Origin of the sequence: Shewanella sp. KX20019 (assembly GCF_016757755.1) — a bacterium.
Lineage (GTDB): Bacteria > Pseudomonadota > Gammaproteobacteria > Enterobacterales > Shewanellaceae > Shewanella.
Genome location: NZ_CP068437.1, coordinates 3,824,998 through 3,845,033 on the forward strand (window position 1 = coordinate 3,824,998; position 20,036 = coordinate 3,845,033).

The window sequence follows — 20,036 nt, forward strand, 5'->3', positions numbered from 1 at the left end:
GATGGCTGGCCTTAATGTTCAGTCTGTAATCCTATTAAATCGCCCAGCCACCCATATAAAAAGCAACTAAACCTAGAGTTATAGCGATAACACCAAGACGCAGCTTACGCCACTCACCACTGCATATACGGCCAATCACCAAGGTAACAAAACCCAGCATAATACCGGTGACAATATTGCAACTTAAGATGATAAATACCGCGCAAGTTAGGCCTGCCATCGCGTCAACTTTATCGTCAAAATCAAGCTTAGTGACATTGCTTAGCATCAATAGTCCTACATACATCAGTGCGGGAGCCGTTGCATAAGCTGGCACTAAAAAGCTCAGCGGTGCCAAAAACATCATCAGTAAAAACAGTAGGCCAACGATAGTTGCTGTAAGACCTGTTTTGCCACCAGCTGCGGTTCCTGCCGCCGATTCAATATACACAGCAGCAGGTGCGCCGCCGACTGCGCCAGCAAAAATACTGCTAACAGAATCAGATGTCAGCGCTTTGCCGCCGCCAACAATATTATCCTTGTCATCAAGAAGTTCCGCTTGCCCCGCAACCGCACGTATTGTGCCTGTTGCATCAAAAATTGCCGTCATCACCAAGGCCAATACAATAGGTAATACCACTGGATTTAATGCGCCCATAATATCGAGTTGGCCAATGAGCGATGTTTCAGACATGAGATCTGGCAGAGCGAACAACCCTTGATAGGTCACGGATGGGTCAAAAACCAATCCGAAAATTGATAGTCCGATAATCACCAGTAATATGCCACCGGGCATACCACGGCGCTCCAACCCAATTGTCGCCGCAAGACCCACAATCGTCGCAATAACAGGCAAGCTATTAATATCACCCAGCTTTACTGGCAAACCAGCATCGTTCGCTACAATCAACTGCACGCTATTCGTGGCAATTAACAGTAAAAAAAGCCCAATACCAATGCCTGTACCGTGAGCGATACCTTTTGGCAAGTTAGTCAGTACCCACTGACGTATACCAGTAACACTCACAAGGGTAAATACGATACCCATCAGGAAGATGGCGCCCAAGGTTACGGGGATCGATATCCCCTGCCCCAACACCATACTAAAAGCAGTAAACGCCGTCAGTGAAATGGCACAACCTATGGCCATCGGCAGATTAGCCCATAACCCCATCAGCAATGAACCAAAAGCGGCAATTAAGCAGGTAGCGATAAATACCGCAGCAGGATCAAAACCTGCAGCCCCCAGCATATTTGGCACCACGATCACCGAATAGACCATCGCTAAAAACGTGGTAAAACCAGCAATGACTTCACGTTTTAGGGTGCTGCCACGGGCAGTAATGTTGAAATATCGATCCAGAAATGGATCAGAGGCAGCTGTCGAGTTAGAGAGAGTCTGTTCAGACTTCATAGTTATTATACCTTTATGATCTCTTAAATATGAGTTAACCAATGGTCATTCATTGGCGACACGGCTATGGCAGGTAGAGCCCCAAACTAGATAGACTTGGGTGAGAGATCCACTTGGCGCTTAACGCGTTAGTGACCTGCGAGTATTGTTGTAAACAAATTTGTTATACACATTATCTGGTAAAATTTACTCTTACCAACATAGCCTTTGTTGGCGCGGAGTTTACAACATTAACCAAAAAGGAAATAGGAAACAGCTAACGTTTTTATGCTACAAATGTAAAAAACGACTCCAAAATAAAACAGCTTGTTCTGTATTATGTACAATGAAGTAACCCACTAGGGTGGTGGCATTGGCTATTAGATATCACTCCCAGCGATTGCGATAGTTTTTACTCTTAATCTAACGCGATAGAGTTTTTCTCTGTATTTGTCGTGACAGTTGTTTCATTAGTGAGCTCATCAGTTTGTTGCTCGCCAGACGTTTTTTCAAGCTCAACCTTCATCTCATCACTGGAAAGTACGCCACCACCCAGCGCACGGTAAAGTGTGATCATCGATAATAATCGGTCACGCTTCACCTGACTTAAGGTCAGTTCAGCACTAAACAGACTTCGTTGTGCATCCATAAGATCTAGCGAGCTAGAGACTCCATTTCGGTATCTTAGCGTTGCTAAGCGCGTATATTCCGTTGATGCTACGACTAGCTCCTTCTGCGCTTCAATAGCAAGTTCAGAACGTCTGAAACTGTTCATCGCATCATTAACTTCAAAATAAGCCCTCAGCACTGCGCTTCTATAACTGAGCATCGCCTGTTTTGCGTTTTCCTGAGCAATATCATATTGCGCAGAGATACTGCCAGCGTTGAATATCGGTGCCGTAATGCCGCCTAAAAGCGACCAGGTTAGCCCTTCACTATCAAATATGTCACTGAGGCTTTCAGACTCAGAACCATAGCTGCCGCTAATGGTAAACTTGGGAAAGAAGGCTGTTTTAGCGACACCGACATTGGCATTGGCTGCAATAAGCGCCTGCTCTGCAGATTTAACGTCTGGGCGTTGTGACAACATCTGTGATGGAATACCAACAGCGAATGAGTCCGGAAACAAGGCACTGTCAGCTGTTAGCTGCGCTGCCGTTTTTGGGTTAAGGGGGTATTTAAATTCGCCCAGTAATATCCGTAACTGATTAGCCTTTTCACTGCGCTCATAATCAAGATCTGGCAGTGTGACTCTAGCACTTTGATATTCCACTTCGGCCTGCCTAACTTGCAAACCTGATATCACTCCATTTTGCTTACGCAGTCTGGCAAGATCTCGCTCCTTTTTACGCAGCGTGACTGTATTTAACGAAATTTGATAACGTTGCTCAATATCGAGCCACTCATAATAGCGGCTGGCAACATCACTGATTAAGCTGATAGTCGCTAAATTAAGGGCCTCTTGAGATGAGATGAAGTTGGCAAATTCAGCTTCACTTCTGCGACGATTCCCCCCCCAAAGATCCAGCTCCCACGAAACAGTACCAGCTATATAATATGTATCTTCTTTAACAGGATCGGTACTAGTCAACGCGCTGTCTAATGCTCGCTCGCCATTTGCATCAAGTCCTACGACAGGAAATAGTGCAGCATCGGTAACCGTTACCCCCGCTCTTGCGGCTAACAGTCTTGAGCGCACTCCCTCTAAGTCGAGGTTTTGATCAAGTGCATGTTCAATCAAGATCTGTAAGTCAGGATCGAGATAAAACTCGCGCCAATGTTTAAGGCCAACGTTCTGTCCATCAGTTTGCTGTAACTCTTGCTGAAATTGCTCCGGAATTTCAAGATCAGGTCTGTGGTAATCCGGTCCCATTGCACAACCAGAAAGCAGCATAATGCCTGTTGCTGCGCTCAATGTTAAAGGCTTAAGCATGAGTAGATACCTCCGCGGTATCAGTGTTGGCAGTGATTTTGGAACGAACCCAACCTGCAGTTGTCACAAAGAAAAGCGGTACCATAACGATGCCGATGGTTGTCGCGAAAATCATGCCGCATAAAATAGGGATAGAGATACTTTGTCTACTGACAGCGCCAGGCCCGACAGAAAGCACTAGTGGCAGCACCCCTAAAATGAAGGCTAACGAGGTCATTAAAATCGGTCTAAAGCGCATATTCGCCGCTTCAATGGCTGAATCTAGTCGACTCTTACCCTCGTTATGTAATTGATTGGCAAACTCGACAATCAATATCGAATTTTTTGCCGCCATCCCGATGAGTGCGATAAAAGCCACCTGGAAAAACAGATTACTTTCCATACCACTCACTAAGGTACCCATTGCAGCCCCTAGCATCGCTATAGGGGCGATGAGTAATACCGCTATCGGCAACGTCCAGCTTTCATAAAGCGCAGCGAGAAACAAGAACACAAATACCATCGCTAAGGTAACCGCAATAGCCGTTTGGTTGGCGGACTGCACCTCTTGATAAGTTATCCCAGTCCACTCGTAACTAAACTCGTCAGGCAGCATTGGGGTTGCCACCCGTTCAATAGCGCGGATAACATCGCCAGAGGCGTAACCCGCTGCAGGAGAGGCATTAATCGAAGCACTGGTAAACATGTTGTAGTGGGTGACGGCTGCAGGCCCGACCGAATAATCATATTTGGCTAATACACCAACGGGTACCATAGCGCCCGATGAGGAGCGAACATGGTAGTCCTCAATTTGATCTGGAAACTGACGATACTCCTCCGCTGCTTGTACTTTCACTCGGTATACTCGACCAAATAGGTTGAAGTCGTTAACAGTCGATGAGTCAGTAAATGTTTTAATGGTGCCGTAAATATCTGACACTTTAACCCCGATGGCCATAGCTTTGGCTTCATCAACATTAAGGTGCAACTGCGGAATCGCGGTTTGCAGTGACAATCCAGCTGTCGCTATCTCAGGTTGCAACTTTAGCGCTTCAACCAGTTCATCAGCGGTTTCCATTAATCCTTTAAAATTACTGCCAGAGGTATCTTGTAGCTCCATTTCCACACCGGAGCCATTCCCAAGGCCGGGTACCGCTGAAGGTAAATAAATTTTGAATTCAGCCTCGAGCACATCATGAAGCTGTTGCTTAATATCGTTCATCACCTGCTGCACAGTTGCATCATCGTCAACGCGTTTAGACCAAGGCTTGAGAATAATCTCAAACTGACCGTTGGCTTGATTCGAACCTGAGCGTCTGTTTTCACCCGCCAGCGTAAACGAGTAAGCTATCGCTGAATGCGCAAGTACTAAAGTTTCAGCTTTCTTAAGAACGTCTTGAGTACGATTAACTGTTGCGCCGTTAGGCAATGACACATCAATAAAGAATCGCCCCTGATCTTCATCAGGCATAAAGCTTGATGGCAGCGAACTCATAATTAAATACACTCCACCCACCATCAATGCAAACAACAAATAACTGCGTTTAGCATGCTTATTTGTCAACACCACCAAGCCTACATACTTAGTGGTCGCAGTGTCTAAACGATCATTCATCCACTTGAAAAAGCCTGAGGTCGCTTTATCGCCCGGCTTGAGCAATAACGCACAAAGTGCTGGCGAAAGTGTCAGCGCTACCACAGTGGAAATAAGCACAGCTACAGTAATCGCTACGGCAAATTCACGATACATAATACCGGTGATCCCAGACAAGAAAGACACAGGAACAAACACTGCGGCAAGTACTAGGCTGGTGGCGATAAGTGCCCCAGAGAGCTCTTTCATTGCAACCTTGGTTGCCTCTGAAGAGCTAAGCCCCTTTTCGTGCATTAGACGTTCGACGTTCTCGACCACGACAATGGCATCATCGACAACAATGCCAATTGCCAGCACTAGTGCTAACAGACTCACGGTATTGATGGTAAAACCAAAGGCCAGCATCGCAGCCAAGGTACCGATTAAAGAAACCGGTACAGCAATGGCTGGAATGAGTGTGGCGCGAATATTTTGCAGGAATAAAAACACCACGATGATGACCAATATCAACGCTTCAACTAAAGTTTTAACCACTTCATCAATGGAGTTCTCGATAAATACAGAGGCATCGAAAAATACTTCCCAATTCATCCCTTGAGGGAATTTCTGTGCCAGTTTCGCCATCTCACTTTTAACTTTTTTGGTTACCTCTAGCGCATTAGCACCGGGTAATAAGTACACCTGCAAGATGGTGGCATTGTTACCATTGAGTTGAGACTGCAGTGTATAAGACGATGAACCGAGTTCAATGTCAGCAATGTCACGCAAGCGTATAATCGAACCATCGACACTTGCACGGACAATAATCTCGTTAAACTGCGGCACACTGCTCATTCTACCCGCGGCGGTAATAGGCAGCGTCATACTCAAGGTGTCAGCATTGGGTTGCGAGCCAATACTGCCCGCTGGTGACTCTTTATTTTGCGCTTTAATCGCGTCAATAACATCAGATGTTGTTAGCCCATAACCCGCCATTGTGTCGGGATTTAACCACACTCTCATAGAGTAACTGCGCGAGCCGGTATTTCTGACTCGGCCCACACCCGGGATCCGTTTTAACGCTGACTGGATATTAATGGTGGCATAGTTACTGAGATAGATTTCATCATATCGTTCATCTTCAGAGGTTAAGGCTAGTTTGAGTAGCTCAACAGAGGCCTCTTTGGAAACCGACACCCCTTCAGTTTGCACATCAATAGGTAGGCTACCCGTTGCCTGTTGAGTCGAGTTTTGCGCGTCGACAGCGGCAAGATCTGGGTTGGTACCTACATCAAACGTAATGGTGACATTAGAGCTACCAGAGTTAGTGCTCTTTGAGCTCATATAGATCATATTTGGCAAGCCATTAAGCTCTTGCTCTAACGGCGTGGCCACTGACTCTGCAGCTGTAGTTGATGTTGCACCTGGGTAGGATGCAGATATTTTTACCTGCGGCGGCGTAATGTAAGGATACTGGTCAATGGGTAATTGAAACATCGCTATTAGGCCCAGCAACATAATCACAATGGAGATGACACTGGCAAAAACGGGGCGGTTAACAAAATACTGTGCCATTAGTTATCCTCCTGTTCCTGCTCAAGCTCTTGTTGCTTCAATGCTTGCTCTTTCTGTTTAACATCCTCTTTTTGATAATACTGTTCGGCGGTTAACGGTTCAGCAAGTTGTCCATGACGGACACGGTGCATGCCTTCAACAATCACCAGTTCCCCCGCTTTCAAACCACTTTGAACGACAACACCCATTTCACCTTGATGCTTTATCACAATAAAGCGGCGTTCAACCTTATTGTTAGGCAGCACAACCATCACATAGACGCCCCCCTGCTCAACCTGAGTGGCTTTTTGTGGAATAACGATGGCATCACTCACTTCACTGAGCTTAATTCTGACATTGGTATATTGCCCCGGCAGTAACTCTTTATCGGGGTTGGGTAGTTCAGCTCTTACTTGAAAAGTACCGGTTTCAGGGTTCACTGAAGGATCAGTAAAACCGACATCCCCCAAATAACGATACTCACTGTTATCTGGTAAGGTAATCGTTACAAACCCTTCAACAGCTTTACCCTCTGATTCAGCGGCTTGCTGTTCTTTATAGCTGGTCATGCGGCGACGCGCATTAAGGTAATCTAGCGCTGACATATTGAAGGTTACATATATCGGGTCGACCCGTTTCACCCGTGTTAATAACGACTGACCACTACTACCGACTAACGCACCGATATCAACTTCAGAGCGACTCACTAATCCACTAATGGGAGATTGAATCTCGGTATAACTGAGCTCAAGTTTTGCCTCTTCAAGCTCCGCTTTACTTGCTGCGACACTGGATTTTGCCTGAGACTGAACTGAAAGTGCATTATCAAAATCTAACTGACTTGCTGCATCTTGCTCATACAACGGCTTTAAACGTTCGACATCACGCTGTGCTTTTTCAAGTGCTGATTGTTGAGATTCAACGTTGGCACTTAACCGATTAACCACTGCAACATAGGGACGATTATCGATGCGATAAAGTAGCGCCCCTTCTTTAACTGCACTGCCTTCAATAAAACTTTTGTTTTCAACAAATCCATCTACCCTCGCTCTCACCTCAACATCCAATGAAGCTTTGGTGACACCAACATAATTGCCATAGAGCGGCACTGTTGCAGTAGACACTTTCTCAACAACGACTAATTTAGGCGTGATTTTAACTGGCTCTTTTTCGCACCCAGTAATTAGTGCAAAAGAAGAAATAAGCAGTGCTAATTTTAATGCTGTGCAGTTGAGATAATTTGGCATATATTCGTCCCGAAATGTGCTGTTCACGGATCTCAAAATGGCACTCTGAAAATCAATTAGATGTAATTGAATTTGCGCCAGTTATTATTGTAATAGAGATGTAACCCCAGTGTAGGTTCTATGTGTAGACAACAGCAATAGTTAACCCCATTAAAATCACCTACTATATAAAAAAGTATGATATTTAGTCACTATTTCGGTGTGAATGACTGATTAAGGAGTATAACGATAAGGAGTGTTGCGAAATATTTTGCTTAACTCAGTATTTAACTCAAAATATTTAAAATGTGTAGGCAGCAACCTTCAGCGTTGAAAATATCGCTGGCCCCTGAGGAATTGATGCTGATGAAACCAATAACGGACGAAACACACTACAGACCTTATAAACCTATGGCTCAAACAACCATTATTTTACGCTTTAATTTGCCTTTAATGATTTTAAAGAACCAATGAGTGGCGTTATTATGCAGCCCTGTATTATCAATATCTTTAGCTGGTGCTCTAAAGATACAAGTAGGTAGTGTTAATGTGGTTGAATGATGAACAGCTAAGCGATGCTAGGATATGTACATATCGAGAGTCTTTATTGAACTCCTACCCCAATCATATTGTGATTGATAACTTATTTAATCAAGCCAGACTCGATGACGTATTGAAGGTGTTGCAGCAACCGCATGACTGGCAAACTCAAAAACATACTTATGCTGCTTTATATGTCGATAATGCTCAATGGGAAGATACCAGCACAGATCAACGCTTTGTACAGCGAGATGTTTGGCAACGTAGCGCGGTTAATTCCAACAACAGCGCTTCCAATATAGCGCTGAATTTCTTGTCATTCTTGCGTGGAGACGAGTTTATGTCGTTGTTGTCCGGTATTTTTAAGGTGAAAATCACTGATATGAATGTGGTTAACCCTTTAATCAATACCAACTATTTTCGCTTAGATGCTGCTGATTTTGTGGAACTACACGCAGATGACTCTCCCGGAAGAGAGATCTGTATGCTGGTGTATTTAAATAAAGAGTGGCACGAAAATGCTGGCGGTGAACTCACTTTTATAGGCAAGGATAGCCAGCCTATTAGCATAGCTCCTTTATATAACCGCTGCGTGTTGTTTGACCCAGCTTCAGAAGGATCTGAACACTGGGTGGAAAAGCTCAATGCTGAATATTCTGATAAATATCGCTATAACGTGACCAGTTGGTATTGGTCTGAGTAATTTTAATAAATTTCCACCTAGCGCAGAGGAGTGACTCTTGATGCTATCAACAGCGAGCGCCACGACTTTGCTCAAGCTAAGCTTGTACTTTATTGATTTCAATAGCCTGCGGCAGGCACTTCTATATACCCACCTTACCTGAAGATGCAAATTCAGTGGGATCGGGATAGATATGACGATGTCATCACTGCGAAAAATATGAAATATTAGCGTTTGTGCTTGCTTCCAGCTAACGCTCTTTTCTTGGCGCGTTGTCTTTGTGCTGACTTACTATTTTTACGGGTCACGGGTTCAGCTTTAGTAAGATCGGGCTCAAAACCCGCTAACCATTGCTGTGGTAAGCGTTTATCTAGTAGAGATTCGAGCTCTTCAAGTAACAACGCATCATCTTCACTGTATAAGGTGATGGCTTTACCGGTTTTTCCCGCTCTGCCGGTGCGGCCTATGCGGTGAATGTAGTCTTCAGCAATAAAGGGGATTTCGTAATTGACCACGTAATTGAGTTCGACAATATCGAGCCCTCTTGCGGCCACATCTGTGGCCACCAGCGCCTTAACCGTGCCCTTTTTAAAATCATTAAGCACTTGCTCTCGAGCACCTTGGCTGAGATCGCCGTGAAATGCTTTTGCCCCAACACCGGCTGTAATCAACTTATTGGCAATAGTATCTGCAGTTTGCTTTTTTCGGCTAAAAATAAGCACCTGCTGCCAATCATATTTATTGATAAGGTGGCTTAGCAGTTCCGCCTTTCGCTCACTGTCGACCGCATAAACAATCTCCTCGACACTATCTGCGGTGCTATTGGCCTTGTCTACTTCGATTCTAAGCGGTTGATTCAGTAATTTTTTACTTAAGGTAAACACCGCCTCTGATAAGGTGGCTGAAAAGAGTAAGGTTTGTCGCTGCTTTGGTAGCTGCTTTAAAATGGCATTAATCTCATCCATAAAACCCATATCGAGCATTCTATCGGCTTCATCAAAAACCAGCGTTTCGATCGCCATTAATGACAGAGAACCACGGCGAAGGTGATCGAGTAGCCTTCCAGGTGTAGCGACCACAATATCCACGCCATCGGCTAAGATTTGCGCCTGCGCATCGATACTAACGCCACCATAAATGACCATGCTTCTTACCCTAGTATTGACCCCATATTCAGTAACACTCTTATTCACTTGCACAGCAAGTTCACGCGTCGGCACTAAAATCAGTGTGCGAATAGCATCTGCATCTTTATCAATCGGCTTACCCGCTAACTTTTGTAATAAAGGCAAGGTGAATGCTGCGGTTTTTCCGGTACCCGTTTGGGCACTGGCCATAAGATCTTTACCCTCTAAAATGACTGGGATTGCAGCGGCTTGAATAGGTGTTGGTTCCACATAGCCCTTTTGCTTTAATTGGCTCAGTAACACATCACTTAATGATAAAGATGAAAAAGACACCAGCATATTCCTAAAAGTCATTATATTCAGCGCATATTAACAGAAAATAGCCCGAGTGTTTTACCGCTCCCCAGCTCAACAATACGTTATCAATCCGCTTTAAGTGATGACCGCTTACCTGTATTTGCCTATATATACCCATCCTACTTGAAGATAGGCATAGATCTTCGTGGCATTCGGGAGAATCGCTGGCTAGGGAAGATTCGAGATGTGGGATAGTGAGCAGCAAAATGCTTGTGGTGCTGGCTTTAGGTACACCATTGCTCGGCACGATGGTTTACCTATGGCTATTGATGTTGCACAAGGTCCTGAAGACTTTGCATGGTACGTTAACCTAAGAACTGACTGTTAATTCACCACAAAGCGTGATCTAGATCTCAAACTAAAGCGAAGCATGATAAAGCAAACGCTAAAGTGACGATTAGGTCACAATATGGGCGACTAAAAAAACGACAATAGCTGCCGGTTTAATATTGTTGTTATTGTTGGTTGTTCAGTGTTCGAGTTATCACATCAAGCTATACTTTGGGTTCAGGCATTAGGCTTTGTGTCGATGGCCATTGGTTGGTGGGCAAATGCCCAATTAAGTGACCAAAAACTAATTTCAGGTAACCTTCTCGCATCAAGCATAACCGCAGTGCACCTAGGTTTGCTTGGCAGCACTTTAGGGATGATGACTCAGTTGCTTAATATTGGCCGCTTTGCAACTTGCCGGAGCGAGAAAGCCCGTTGTGGCTGGCGCATCACGCTCTTGCCTTTTGTGTTCTCTGCACTGGCTGTCACACAGGGTATGATTTGGGCTGAACATTGGTCTGAATGGGCAGCTGTGACTGCAGCTGTCTTAATGAGCTACGCGCTTTTTTATTGCAGCTCGACCCGACTACGCTATGCCATGTTGCTGAGTAACTTGTTGAACCTCACGCTATCGATACACCTGCTCTCTTGGTCCGGCATCGCTTATCAACTCGTCACCATAGCGATTATTCTAAAAGGGCTGCCAGCGCTAAAGCAGCAACCTTACGCATTAGAGCGCACCACTTAACTAACATTCAACTGACGTTTTATGGTTAAGTTGAGTATAAAAAAGAGTCTTTTTTTACTCTAGCCTTGAGCTAAACTATTATTTAAGTAGCAATTTGAGAAACAATCTAAAGCGATGATGAAGTGATACGACAAGGCATTTTCAGAAAGGAATCACTATGGATGAAAGACGACAATTTTCACGCGTTTTATTTGCAAATAAAGCACAAGTGCAATGTAAAGAAAAAGTATGGCAAACAACGCTACTAGATATTAGTCTCAATGGCGCCCTCATTGAACTACCTCAGCAATTTTCGCCAAGCAACCAACAACTTCACCTTAGTTTCTCCATTGCTGACAGCGATATTCAGCTGCATATGGATACTCAGCTTGTGTATCAAAAAGACAACTTACTGGGTTTAGCTTGCAGCCACATTGATGTAGAAAGTCTTAGTCATTTAAGACGGTTGATAGAGCTCAATGTCGGTGACCCGACTTTACTTGATCGAGAGCTTGGGCTCTTTATTGACCTGCACAACCAAGGAAAGTAACCACCTTGTAGGTGGCACTCCCCCTCGATGCACAGCTCATCATTGCATCGCTAATTGATGAGTTCAATGAGCTCATGAATGGTTTTAACCGAATGAATCGTCGCCCCTAATCCTTCCATCGATTTATGGTAGTTTCTAAAAGGGATGTAAATTTCGGTAAAGCCATGTTGCACCGCTTCTTTGACTCTCGGTACGCCGCTGTCTATCGGCCTAACGTCACCATTAAGGCTGAGTTCGCCCATAATGCAGGTTGTTCTCGGCACTATAAAATCATTTAAGCTACTCAATAAAGCTGCCACAAGCGCCAGATCGATACAGGTTTCTGACTCATCGATCTTTAAGCCACCGACCAAATTAAAGTAGGTGTCATGGAAAATTTTGGTTTTAGTGTGCTTGCGCAAAATCCCGGTTAACATCTTAATCCGATTCATATTGAGTCCAACGCAAACTCGCTGCGGAAACTCCCCCTCGGTTTCAGTGGTTAAGCATTGGATCTCAAGCAATAGATTGCGATTACCCTTTCGAATACAGGTAATAGCGGAACCAGCAGAATCGGTACTCGAGCCGGAAAGGAATATTTCACTTGGATTATCGACACTTAACATGCCGCGCTCCGTCATGCGAAATATGCCCACGGTATCGACATCACCAAAACGGTTTTTATTGGCTCTAAGCGTACGAATTTGACCATCGTTACACTCAATATGCGTAAGACAGTCAACAATGTGAATAAGCGTTTGTGGCCCTGCGGTTTCATTGTTTTTATTAACGTGAGCGACTAAAAACATGGTGACGTTGTTTTGCTTACAATACTGCGTCAGTGCTTGTGCACTGCCCTTCACTTGTGAAGGTGAACCGGGACTACCATTAGCCAGTTCAGTGACTACAGCTTGAATCGAGTCTATCACTGCAAACTTCACCTGCTTAGCTTCCAGCTCAGCAATGATCGCCTCAACACTCGTTTCAGCCATAAGGTAAAGGTTGTCTTCATTGCAATTGAGCTTTAAGCGGTTTACCCGATTCTTAAACTGCGACAGCGACTCTTCAGCGGTACAATAAAGCGATGGCATTGACTGCGACATGCGCGAAACTAGATCAGATAACAGCGTGGTTTTACCCGCCCCAGGATCGCCCGAGATAATGTTGACAGAACCTGTTGTTAAGCCGCCGCACAAAACTCGGTCCAGCTCACCAATGCCGGTTAATCTCTTTTCCGCATCGACCTCTTCTATCTCGGTGAGTTTTTTAGAGCCGCCGCCTACTGAGCCAGCGTAACCAGAACTGGTCGCCGTGGTGAGCTTTGCGGTAGAGATCTTGAGTTCGCTAATGGTATTCCACTCTTGGCAAGCGCTACACTGGCCCTGCCAGCGAGGAAAGTCTTGACCACATTCATTACATACGTAAGCTGTTTTATTCTTTGCCATGATTCTTTCTAGATAGTATAAAGTCGATAAAGTATCGACGTTTTCAGCCGATAGCTAAGGGTATAAGGAAGTTAGTACTGTAAATTGGGATAATCCCATAAAAACTTGCCTATGAGACTATCAGCCATTGGCCCAATAAGCATCCCAAAAGAAGTAATAGATGAGTTTAGATCTGCATAGTGCGCTAATAGAACAACTGAAGCCTTTGTTAATGGAACCTGATTTCCAGGAGCTGTTTGAGCAACTCACGGCCGAAGAATCCAATTCGACTCGATTCCTGCTCAAAATGGAACTTAATCGACTGGCCTCAAGCTGTAGTCGAGTAATCGATCTACGCAACAAAACAGACCTTGATTGCGAGCCTTTCGAATTTGGCGCTCAAACTCATTTTATAGATCAGCCCGCAAGAGCCTGTTTTGTAGCAGCATTAGCCCTTTACCGTCAGCAATATACCCTCGGAGTTTACGAGCAAGTCATAGCGGCCCATAAAGATCGCGTAGTTAAAGCTCGCACCAATGCCGATAATAGTGTAAGCACTGTTGATGAGCCCTATGTCGCGCAGGGAGTTGTACTTGGTAGCTACTTTGCTCGTTGCGAAGAGCGCATGAATTACAGCATGAAAATTGAAGTCTCGCAGTCGATGCAGCAATACATGGGGATCACGGTTGACTTATCGGTTGGTGGCGCAAGAATTCGCCTACCGGCCAAACATATCCTTAATGCTAAACACCCCATTAGAGTGAAACTGCTTGAGCTTAGCGATGATTATTACCACCGTGATCTTCAACAAGGCGTTGAATATGAAATTGTCGATATTGAAGGTAATCAAGAATACAACTGGCTGAGACTTAAACGAATATCGGGCAGTGAGGCCTTAGCTGAAATGTTAGGTAAACTCATCAGAGGTTATAAGTATCGTTATAAGGTCGACGTAAATGATGTGTTAGTCACAGCAAAAGGCTTAGGTTTCGAGCGCCACTATTTACCCCATATACCTCACCTAGCGCTATTTATTGAAAATAAGAAACCTGATGCGTCGCTGGAAACGGAACCCCTATATCAGGCAACTCACCAGTTGCTAGGTCGAGATAACCAAGCCATTTCACAATACTTCAAAGATGAGTCTGGCGTCAGTCAAATAAACGCATTGTTAACCCCATCAAGACTGAAAACAATCATAGACTCAGATGAAAAAAGCCCCCATAGCCAGCTATTTTGCTTTACCTTTCAAGTTCAAGGTGGCAAATATTTTTATTCTGCGACACTGGCTGAGTTACAAGATAAACAGCTACAAGCACTATTTTTTAGCTTTGGCGCAACCAAGCCCAGTTGGCGAATATTTCATGTCGCCCGCCAAACAATCGATCACAATCAAGCTTACAGAGTCAGCCTATTGCCGGGAGATGATGCCCGCTACAATGCATTGACCGAAACGCAACTCGCTGCGTTTACCCATGTTGTTCAATTAATTGATGTCACCAATGATGCTGCAAATGAGCAGTATCAAGCATGGAAAACGCTAAACAACAGCAACGTTAATGAACTCAAAGTATTTGGCCAAAAGAAGTTAAGCTACGCTGGATTAAAACAGGTGTCGATGCAATTTAGTGAACGCCGCAATGAAGCGCGATTTGCATTCAAAACAGCGGTGGTATTGACCCAAGGGGAGCTCAGCACGGCGGCCTACACCCAAGATATTTCCAGTAAAGGAATGCAGCTCACAACAGACACTCCGGTCGAGTTTAACCAGACTGCGCCGATTAGTCTGAGCTTTCCAAAACTGCAAACCATTGCCGGAAAAACCTCACTACAGCATTTACCCTATCGGCTGATCCGTACTCGGAAGAACGGTGTCACCTTACATCTTGCAGCGCAAGTGGGTCATACACCACACGTAGGTGTTGAGTTCCTTAATCGTCTGATTGAGCACAATAAAGACAAGTTTGAAAAACTTACAGAGAACAACCACGATGTAAAAGAGCTCGCCGATGGCATGAAGAACTTGCTGATGCGAAAGCTAGTATCGCTGCCTTTCTATCTAGAAAAAACCGTAAAATCGGCCTACGTATCAGTAGTCGCCATAGGGGTAGAGCAAAACCATATCGCCAACATTTTCGCCACTGGCAGCAAAAGCCCGCTGGAATATGACTTAACGCCGCTATTCAAAGACGGCAAACTTAAGCGCGATATCATAGTGCCTATTCAGACCATGAAGCCACAAAATGGACTATCGTTCTATGAAGTTTATGTGCAAATATCTCGGTTATCACAAGGAAAGGTAAAAGTACGCTGTATTAGCGATACCGATCTCAAAGATATGGATCAGTTAATGCATTTTATTAAGCAAAGCCGACATCTAGGTGAGTTTCTAGCACTGCGGGTTTATCGCGGTGCTACCGGAAAGCCAGATTTAGATTATATCCGCCGCGAGCGGGAGTACATAAAGATACATGCACAGCACAAAGGTAAAAAACTGGAGCAACAACTCTGGCGCATAATCGGTGTCGGTGAGCTACTTGATGTTAGCCGAGAGGTGTTACTGCGTTTTCCTGAACTTAGCTAATGTGATTAAAAGTGCCTCGCTATATAACCGATGACAGCATAAAAACAGTATCAAAAAGCCCAAAGACAATTTGGGCTTTTTTGTTTCAGTCAGCGTGCGAATGGAGACGGTTATACCAGCCTCTACTGCGTCTTAGCTGATATAGCTTTGCCCCGCATAGACCACAAAGTGTCTCAGCGCTAATACCCCTAAAATCGTGCTACAGGAAACGGTAATCAAGAACCCCTTGCTATGACGCCACGCTTTAGGTGCTAGCGTACTCGCTAATACCGGCACCACCAGTCCGAGACCAACAACGCCAATCCAAAACACGCTAGCCCATGTACCAGTGGTTATTGCCGCAGTAGCCGCTTGGGCTGCTGGACCAGAAAAGTTCAGCCCGACAAATAATAACACCAGACAAAGTGCTTCGTTAAAGGCTACCGGATATTCGATGCGATGTACCTGCTCAATACAGTCGGACTCCTTTTTACTGAAGAATAGCGTTGCGACTAAGATATTACCCGCTGAGCCGACCGACATTGCCGATGCTAAGAACAGCGCTGGTAACACCGCGGTATTCAAAATCGGATAGCTAATCATCGCCGAAAGTAGAAACCCAGTATATACACCAACACCTAGCGCCAGTGCAAAGATAAGCTTATTGAGACTACCTTCAAGCTGACCACAGACCTTTAACACCCCTGCAAGCCAAGGGGCATAGTGCAAGACTTGTTTTTCAAATACTAAGGCGGCAAACACAAACACTAATGGGATATAGACCAATAGGGCTATGACTCCCCAAGCCATCACTGAAGTAAGGTTGTAATTGAGTAAGATATGATAAAACTCAAACGGTTTAGTCAAATCTAACACGAGTAATGCCATTCCTAAGCAAATTGCCACAGGACCAATCACTGCAGCCGCCTTGATTACTGGCAAGCCTTCAGTTGGTAAGCCTCGACTTTGCTTGTACCATTTCAGTCCAATCGCAACCAACATTGAGCCAGCAGATAGACCGGCCATGAATAGGTACACTGCGATGATCCAGTTCCAAACTACGGGATCATATTGCTCCATTGAGCCCCATATATTGTTCATGCTTTGATCCCTCCTCTACGACTTGGAATTCGGTAAACTCTTGGTTCTGTGCCAAGGTTTACCTTCTGTTGGTAACTCGGTTTAGTGTCTAACACCTTGCGCACTTCAGAGGTCATATCATTCGCATCACCAAAGGTGAGTGCTTGAGTTGGACATACACTGACGCAGGCTGGTTGCTCTCCGCGAGCTAAGCGGCTCTCTTTACAGAAGTCGCATTTATCTGGCACCCGAGTTTCGGGGTTGATAAAGCGCACCTTGTAAGGGCATGCAGCCACACAATAGAGGCAGCCAACACACTTGTTTTCGTTGATTGAAACAATGCCATCATCGTTCACATAAGCGGCACCTGTTGGGCAAACTTTGACGCATGGCGCATTTTCACACTGCTCACATGAAACTCGGTTGTACTTAAAGTGTAAGTGGGGGAAGTTACCATAGGGCCCTTCGATTCGAACCTGCAGCCGGGTCACCGACTCAGGAACATTATTTTCACTGCGGCAAGCCACGTTGCAAGCTTGGCAGCCAATGCACTTGTTTTCATCGTGCACAAGAACATAACGCTTAGTCATAATGATCTCCGATTAAATCTTGGCAATTTTGACGCCGGTGGTATGCAGGTTCATACCGGTGACAGGCGACGTAACATGAGGAAGTAAGTTGCCGCAATGCACACCTTTGCCGGTGGCGCGCGCCAATTCTTTGTTCTTTGAGCCGCAACCCATATAGGCAAAGACAGTATCAGGACGAATACCTGGGGTGACTAAGGCATGGCCCTCTTCGCTGCCGGTATCGTTGTAAATTCGAATCTTGTCACCACTGCTGATATTAAGCAGTCCTGCCGTGATTGGATGGATCCACACTGCATTGTCAGACATCAAGTTGGCCAACAGTGGTACATTTTGCGTGGCTGAGTTGGTATGAACCGCAACTTTGCCTTGAATAAAAAACAGCTCGTCGGCTTTCTTCATATTCACTTCGCGGTACTTGATCACCCCGCGGCCTGGCGCCATCTTTTCGACCTTGCTCGAACTCAGTTCAATCTTGCCCGACGGGGTTTTAAAACTAAGCTGACTTGCATAGGTACCATTGGTGTCCAATGGCTTGGCATTGGGATAGCGTTCGACAAACTGCTTCACCATTGCAGGTTCCCGTAACAGCAGCGGCTTACCGTAACTGACCCAACCGTCACTTTTGATCTTGTTAAGCAGCGAAACATTCTTGTTCACTTGAAACAGTTGCAGCGTTTCCATGTTCTCCCATGGGAAGAATTTCCCTTGGCCCAGCTTGTCAGCAAGCTCCTTCCAGATAAGCCAACTTGGTTTGGTATCGCCTATGGTTTCAACCACTTTCTGGCGCACATAATAAGCAGGGTTCTTACCTGACTTATCAACAATCTCTTCGTCGCGCTCTAGGTAGGTAGATTCTGGTAGGAAAATATCAGCATAGGCGGCGCTTTCACTGATATAGATGTCACAAGCCACCACAAAGTCGAGCTTCTGCATCGTTTCAACGACCCGAGCCCTGTCAGTCATGGTCTGCATTGGATTGGTACGACTCATCACCCAAGCGTGTAGCTGATAAGGCGTCGCCGTGAGCGTGGCATCGAGAATAGTTTGATACACTCCACCAGATGACCAAATCAGCGAGTATTGCTCATCGACCATATCGATTCGTTTAGCATCGATTTTAGCCATACCTTCAACACCGGGCTTTGCCAGTGTTGGTGCGGCTTTCTCACCCGCAAACTTATTATACTTAGCGGCCTTCTTACCAAAGTACAGTCCGCCTTTACGCTCAATATTGCCCACCAGCACATTGGCTGCATATAGCGCACGGCGCATCTCAAACTCTTCGGTAGTAAATGATGAACGATGACCAAAATCGACCAGAGCATGGGGTGCGGCAGCAGCATATTCGTGAGTAATACGGCGAATATCTTCAGCAGGAACATCACTGATAGATTCAGCCCATTGTGGAGTATAGGCTTTGACCTCTTTAGCAAACTCAGCAAAACCTGACACAAACTCAGCCACAAACGCTTTATCGTATAAATCATCTTCAATGAGGGTGTGACAAATGGCTAGAGCTACGGCGACGTCGGTACCAGGTTTGATTGCATACCACTCATCGGCTTTATCAGCCACAATCGAAAAGCGCGGCTCAAACACCACTAACTTGGCACCTTTTTCCATTTGTGCATTCATCATGGCTCTCGTTTCAGACATATTGATGCCTTCGTAGAGATTATGACCAAAGTTGATGATATATTTTGAATTGCTTAAATCACGCTTAACCTTACCACCAAACATGGCTTTAGCAGCGACCACATAACCGGCGGGACAGGTCGTTGCGTGAGTGAACGTATTCGGGCTACCAAATGCCTTAGCAAGGTGAAATAGGTGACCAGAAAGAGAACCTGATTTAGAGGAGAAAGCCACCGACTCGGCGCCATGTTGCGCTTTAATCTTATTGAGGTTTTCGGCAATAATCCCATAGGCTTCGTCCCACTCTATTTCAGCCCACTGCCCCTCGCCTCGTTCGCCAACACGCTTTAATGGTTTAACGATACGCTGCTTATCATATAACTGACTATGCCCTGCACCACCGCGGGCACAGACAGCACCACCATAAGATTTAGCATTTTTATTGCCCAGTATTGAAACGTTCTTGCCATTCACAACACGAGCAGAGATAGGGCAACGGGTTGAACACATCTCACAGATACTGGCAACAGACTCAGCGCTGCCCTCCAATGTGGAATGCCCTAGAGCAGCTAAGGAGCCTGGCAGCGTTGCGAGTGCGCAACCAGCGGTGCCCGCTCCAGCTCCTTTGATAAAGGTTCGCCGATCTAATTTCATGATTATTCTCCCAGTAGACAATGGTACTAAGTGCGTTAAAGGAGGAGTTATAGCTAGGTGACTCGTCCTAAACTTTTCACTATTGTCTGCTAGGGGTTAAACGTTGAATATTGTGGTAAACCACATATCGACACTCCTGATGTAAGCTTTGTGAGGCCGTTCACAATTCAAAAAATGCCGCCATAAAAGAGGTTTGCTTGTCTATTGTGGTAAGCCACATA

The 20,036-nt window shown here is 45.2% G+C and carries 14 protein-coding genes; 5 read left to right on the forward strand and 9 right to left on the reverse strand.

The features are described from left to right. Nucleotides 1–34: 34 nt before the first annotated feature. From JK628_RS16540 to JK628_RS16555, 4 genes are all read right to left on the reverse strand, one after another. Nucleotides 35–1,393, reverse strand: coding sequence for an NCS2 family permease (locus tag JK628_RS16540; protein WP_202285982.1), 1,359 nt, complete (start codon nucleotides 1,391–1,393; stop codon nucleotides 35–37). A 397-nt stretch (nucleotides 1,394–1,790) separates the two neighbouring features. Further along, a complete protein-coding gene (locus JK628_RS16545) occupies nucleotides 1,791–3,305 on the reverse strand; it encodes an efflux transporter outer membrane subunit (protein ID WP_237524039.1) in 1,515 nt (504 codons plus the stop codon). Continuing rightward, on the reverse strand, nucleotides 3,298–6,432 hold the full coding sequence (locus tag JK628_RS16550) for an efflux RND transporter permease subunit (RefSeq protein WP_202285984.1): 3,135 nt from the start codon (nucleotides 6,430–6,432) through the stop codon (nucleotides 3,298–3,300). The genes JK628_RS16545 and JK628_RS16550 overlap by 8 nt, the downstream gene beginning before the upstream one ends. Next, nucleotides 6,432–7,658, reverse strand: a complete 1,227-nt coding sequence (locus JK628_RS16555; protein WP_202285986.1) for an efflux RND transporter periplasmic adaptor subunit — start codon at nucleotides 7,656–7,658, stop codon at nucleotides 6,432–6,434. Before JK628_RS16555 ends, JK628_RS16550 begins: the two co-directional genes overlap by 1 nt. Before the next feature lie 526 nt (nucleotides 7,659–8,184). Here JK628_RS16555 and JK628_RS16560 point away from each other — a divergent pair. Further along, a complete protein-coding gene (locus tag JK628_RS16560; protein WP_202285988.1) occupies nucleotides 8,185–8,880 on the forward strand; it encodes a 2OG-Fe(II) oxygenase in 696 nt (231 codons plus the stop codon). Nucleotides 8,881–9,086: 206 nt separating this feature from the next. Here JK628_RS16560 and JK628_RS16565 read toward each other — a convergent pair whose 3' ends face one another. Beyond that, a complete protein-coding gene (locus JK628_RS16565) occupies nucleotides 9,087–10,319 on the reverse strand; it encodes a DEAD/DEAH box helicase (RefSeq protein WP_202285990.1) in 1,233 nt (410 codons plus the stop codon). Between the two features lie 208 nt (nucleotides 10,320–10,527). Here JK628_RS16565 and JK628_RS16570 point away from each other — a divergent pair, with 208 nt between their 5' ends. The 3 genes from JK628_RS16570 to JK628_RS16580 all read left to right on the forward strand — a co-directional run bounded on the left by JK628_RS16570 (nucleotide 10,528) and on the right by JK628_RS16580 (nucleotide 11,890). Beyond that, complete coding sequence (locus tag JK628_RS16570; protein ID WP_202285992.1) at nucleotides 10,528–10,671, forward strand: hypothetical protein; 144 nt, start codon at nucleotides 10,528–10,530, stop codon at nucleotides 10,669–10,671. A gap of 144 nt (nucleotides 10,672–10,815) precedes the next feature. Continuing rightward, entirely contained in the window at nucleotides 10,816–11,361 is a 546-nt protein-coding gene (locus JK628_RS16575; RefSeq protein WP_202285994.1) for a YgjV family protein, read from the forward strand. 157 nt (nucleotides 11,362–11,518) lie between these two features. After that, nucleotides 11,519–11,890: a PilZ domain-containing protein gene (locus JK628_RS16580; RefSeq protein WP_202285995.1), complete on the forward strand. Its 372-nt coding sequence runs from the start codon at nucleotides 11,519–11,521 to the stop codon at nucleotides 11,888–11,890. A gap of 50 nt (nucleotides 11,891–11,940) precedes the next feature. Here the strand turns inward: JK628_RS16580 and radA are convergent, their stop codons facing one another. Next, on the reverse strand, nucleotides 11,941–13,314 hold the full coding sequence (gene radA, locus JK628_RS16585; protein ID WP_202285997.1) for a DNA repair protein RadA: 1,374 nt from the start codon (nucleotides 13,312–13,314) through the stop codon (nucleotides 11,941–11,943). 160 nt (nucleotides 13,315–13,474) lie between these two features. Here radA and JK628_RS16590 point away from each other — a divergent pair, with 160 nt between their 5' ends. Beyond that, complete coding sequence (locus JK628_RS16590) at nucleotides 13,475–15,877, forward strand: PilZ domain-containing protein (RefSeq protein ID WP_202285999.1); 2,403 nt, start codon at nucleotides 13,475–13,477, stop codon at nucleotides 15,875–15,877. 132 nt (nucleotides 15,878–16,009) lie between these two features. On the opposite strand, the gene nrfD is transcribed toward JK628_RS16590, so the two are convergent. The 3 genes from nrfD to phsA are packed head-to-tail and all read right to left on the reverse strand — an operon-like array spanning nucleotide 16,010 to nucleotide 19,815. Further along, nucleotides 16,010–16,957, reverse strand: a complete 948-nt coding sequence (gene nrfD, locus JK628_RS16595; RefSeq protein WP_202286001.1) for an NrfD/PsrC family molybdoenzyme membrane anchor subunit — start codon at nucleotides 16,955–16,957, stop codon at nucleotides 16,010–16,012. After that, nucleotides 16,954–17,526: a 4Fe-4S dicluster domain-containing protein gene (locus JK628_RS16600; RefSeq protein WP_202286002.1), complete on the reverse strand. Its 573-nt coding sequence runs from the start codon at nucleotides 17,524–17,526 to the stop codon at nucleotides 16,954–16,956. Before JK628_RS16600 ends, nrfD begins: the two co-directional genes overlap by 4 nt. 12 nt (nucleotides 17,527–17,538) lie before the next feature. Continuing rightward, entirely contained in the window at nucleotides 17,539–19,815 is a 2,277-nt protein-coding gene (phsA, locus tag JK628_RS16605) for a thiosulfate reductase PhsA (protein ID WP_202286004.1), read from the reverse strand. Nucleotides 19,816–20,036: the final 221 nt, after the last annotated feature.

Bases quoted from the DNA above. Each gene is read 5' to 3' on its own strand.
- JK628_RS16540 (WP_202285982.1), bottom strand. From the start codon at position 1,393: ATGAAGTCTGAACAGACTCTCTCTAACTCGACAGCTGCCTCTGATCCA.
- JK628_RS16545 (WP_237524039.1), bottom strand. From the start codon at position 3,305: ATGCTTAAGCCTTTAACATTGAGCGCAGCAACAGGCATTATGCTGCTT.
- JK628_RS16550 (WP_202285984.1), bottom strand. From the start codon at position 6,432: ATGGCACAGTATTTTGTTAACCGCCCCGTTTTTGCCAGTGTCATCTCC.
- JK628_RS16555 (WP_202285986.1), bottom strand. From the start codon at position 7,658: ATGCCAAATTATCTCAACTGCACAGCATTAAAATTAGCACTGCTTATT.
- JK628_RS16560 (WP_202285988.1), top strand. From the start codon at position 8,185: ATGTGGTTGAATGATGAACAGCTAAGCGATGCTAGGATATGTACATAT.
- JK628_RS16570 (WP_202285992.1), top strand. From the start codon at position 10,528: ATGTGGGATAGTGAGCAGCAAAATGCTTGTGGTGCTGGCTTTAGGTAC.
- JK628_RS16580 (WP_202285995.1), top strand. From the start codon at position 11,519: ATGGATGAAAGACGACAATTTTCACGCGTTTTATTTGCAAATAAAGCA.
- radA (WP_202285997.1), bottom strand. From the start codon at position 13,314: ATGGCAAAGAATAAAACAGCTTACGTATGTAATGAATGTGGTCAAGAC.
- JK628_RS16590 (WP_202285999.1), top strand. From the start codon at position 13,475: ATGAGTTTAGATCTGCATAGTGCGCTAATAGAACAACTGAAGCCTTTG.
- nrfD (WP_202286001.1), bottom strand. From the start codon at position 16,957: ATGAACAATATATGGGGCTCAATGGAGCAATATGATCCCGTAGTTTGG.
- JK628_RS16600 (WP_202286002.1), bottom strand. From the start codon at position 17,526: ATGACTAAGCGTTATGTTCTTGTGCACGATGAAAACAAGTGCATTGGC.
- phsA (WP_202286004.1), bottom strand. From the start codon at position 19,815: ATGAAATTAGATCGGCGAACCTTTATCAAAGGAGCTGGAGCGGGCACC.